The 2,777-nt window shown below is 72.4% G+C and carries 3 protein-coding genes; 2 read left to right on the top strand and 1 reads right to left on the bottom strand.

The window, feature by feature from the left end:
* Nucleotides 1-172 precede the first annotated feature (172 nt).
* Complete coding sequence (locus MXD58_RS28205) at nt 173-625, bottom strand: VOC family protein (RefSeq protein WP_248836572.1); 453 nt, start codon at nt 623-625, stop codon at nt 173-175.
* 333 nt (nt 626-958) lie between these two features.
* Here MXD58_RS28205 and MXD58_RS28210 point away from each other — a divergent pair, with 333 nt between their 5' ends.
* Complete coding sequence (locus MXD58_RS28210) at nt 959-1,813, top strand: GntR family transcriptional regulator (RefSeq protein WP_248836571.1); 855 nt, start codon at nt 959-961, stop codon at nt 1,811-1,813.
* A partial coding sequence (locus MXD58_RS28215) for a Bcr/CflA family efflux MFS transporter (RefSeq protein ID WP_250611203.1) occupies nt 1,810-2,777 on the top strand: 968 nt, incomplete at its 3' end. The genes MXD58_RS28210 and MXD58_RS28215, both read left to right, overlap by 4 nt.

The raw sequence follows: 2,777 nt of genomic DNA on the forward strand, positions 1-2,777 counted from the left end.
AGCCCGGAGCCCGCCACCGCGGCGAGCACGGCGGCCACCTCGTCGCGCGGACCGCGCCGGCCGGCGCGGAACTCTTCGACGAGCCCGACCGCATCCCCCAGCCATGGCCCGTCGGTACCAGCTGGCCCGACCGGGCCAGTCGCATGAGCTGTCTTGGCCGCCTGGCCCGGCGTCAGCACGGGCCATCCAGTTGGGAGGGACCGTAGTGACGCAGCTCCACGACGTTGCCGTCGGGGTCGCGGATGTAGAGCAGGTCGCTGTTGCCGTGTGCGCCGTAGCGGTGGAACGGGCCCCCGACCACGTCGAACGTTCCGGACGCGGCCAGCTCCACCAGGTCGCAGGGCTCGATGACCAGGCAGAAGTGATGGACGTTGCGGCCTGGCCCGGTCCGGGGGGTGCGCGCGTCGAGATCGATGATCACTCCGGGGGCGACCTCCACCGAGGGGAAGGGCGCCTCGCCGCGGCGCCACTGCTCCAGCCGGTGGGTCCGCATCCCGAACCGCTCCACCCACCAGCGCACCGACCGCTCGGGATCCTCCACCGCGAGCACGATGTGATCAAACGCGATCGTCACGATCGGTGGTCGAACCGTTGGCAGGAGATCGGGGTCGTCCACCACGCTCACAGCCACTCCCTCTCCGGCAGTTCGGCTACTGTATACCGAATACTAGAGGGGAAATCCCGAGACGCAACTACCCGCCGTGAAAAGTGCAGGTGACAGGCATGTTTCGTCCCGCGAGGCACCCCTCATCCCTCGCGAACTCCCCCGCAGTCTTCCTCGACTCGTATACAGTGGACAGCCAGGGAGTAGTGGCCATCAGTGGCTCGACTGCCCGGAGACCCGACCCTCCCGGACGATGAACACAGAGCGTGTGCCCAGCGGTGGCTCGAGAGGCCCGGCCGCGCCGGGCAGTCGTGGCAGAGCAGGCGGTTGTCGCAGAGAGGGACGGTGCCCGGGATGATCGCGTCCGACAGGTACGCCGAGATCGAGAAGTGCCGCGTCGAGTTCGGCCGCGCCCGCCGCGAGCGGGCCGAGCCACGCACACTGCACACCTCACCGCGCCGCGCGTACGAGCTGATCCGGGCGAGCCTGCGGGCCGGGGAGCTCGAACCGGACGCGCTCGCGGAGAACCGGCTCATCGACTCCCTGGGCATCAGCCGCAACTCGGTGCGCCGGGCCCTGTCGATGCTCGCGGAGGAGGGGCTGCTCAGCCGGGCGCCGCGGCGCGGCACCGCCGTCAGCCACCAGATCTGGCAGATCCCCGCCGGCGAGGTGCTCCCGCCGGAGATCAGCGATGCCCAGCAGTGGCACCGGCTGCAGATCGAGGAACTGGCCCACTGCGCCGTCCCGGCGACCGCCGGCCTGCGCGACCGGCTGGAGATCAGCGACCCGGATGTGCTGATGACCGAGCAGCTGTTCCGCCTCGACGGAGTGCCGGTGTTCGTGCGCACCGGCTACGTCCCGATGCTGATGGGCGCGGAGCGCTACTTCGCCGAGGTCGTGGCGATCGACCGGCGTCCGCTCAGCTACGGCCCGCTGTTCCGGCGGCTGTTCGGCGCGCCGCTGGGCACGGCCGAGACCGTCGTCGAGGCCGTGCCCTGCGAGGAGCGCACCGCCCGGCTGCTCGGCGTCGAGAAGGGCTCCCCCGCGCTGCTGCGTGAGGTGCTGGTCCGGGACCGTTCCGGGCATCCCCGCGAGGTCAGCTACACGTACTACCGCGGCGACCGGGTCGCGCTGTCGTCGGTGGCCGGACCGCCCGGCGCGGCCCCGGCCGACCGGACGACCGCCGCGCGCCGGGAGAACGTCGCTTGACCTCCTCCACGGACGCCACCGACGCCGACACCACCCACACCACGACCGCGGCCACCGCCACCGCCACCGCCGCAGCCACCGCCGCCGCCGCCGCCGACCCGCAACGCCATGGCCGGATCAGCGTTCCCGCGCTGATCCTGCTCGGCGCGATGACCGGCCTGGGCCCGTTCTCGATGAGCGTGCACCTGCCGGGCCTGCCGCGGATGGCCACGGACCTCACCACCACCCAGTCGTCGATCCAGCTGACGATGACCGCCTGCGTGGTCGGCATCGCGCTCGGCCAGGTCATCGCCGGGCCGTTGGCCGATGCCTTCGGGCGGCGCCGGCCGTTGGTCACCGCGCTGGCGCTGTACTGCGTGACCTCGGCGTTCTGCGCGGCGGCGTGGGGCGTGTCGGTACTCGCCGGGCTGCGCCTCGCGCAGGGGATCTTCGCCGGGTTCGGGATGACGATCGCCCGCGCGATCATCCGCGACGTCGCCGACGGCCAGCGGCTGGTCCGGCTGTTCGCCCGGATGGCCCTGGTCAGCGGCCTGACGCCGATCATTGCGCCGAACCTGGGCAGCGCCCTGCTGGTGGTCACCGACTGGCGGGGGATCTTCGCGGTGCTGGCGGCGATCGGCACGGTGCTCGCCGTCGGCAGCGCGGCGGCGATCCGCGAGACGCTGCCGCCGGAGCGCCGGATGCGACTGCGCCCGAAGACGACGGCGCGCGCCTACGCCGCCGTCGGTTCCGACGGCGCCTTCCTCGCACCGGCCCTGGTTGTCGGCCTCGCCTACGGCGCGATGTTCTCCTACGTGTCGAACTCGTCGTTCGTGCTCTCGCACGCCTACGGGGTGTCGACGACGGTGTTCGGCGTGCTGTTCGCCGCGAACGCCGTCGGCTTCATGGCCGGCGGGCAGGTCGGCGCGGCGCTGGCCGGCCGGCACGGGACGATCGGCTCGCTGCGCCTCACCCTGCCGGTCGC

Source organism: Frankia sp. AgKG'84/4, assembly GCF_023242965.2.
Lineage (GTDB): Bacteria > Actinomycetota > Actinomycetes > Frankiales > Frankiaceae > Frankia.

Coding starts and splice junctions, on each gene's coding strand:
- MXD58_RS28210 (WP_248836571.1), top strand. CDS start 959: ATGATCGCGTCCGACAGGTACGCCGAGATCGAGAAGTGCCGCGTCGAG.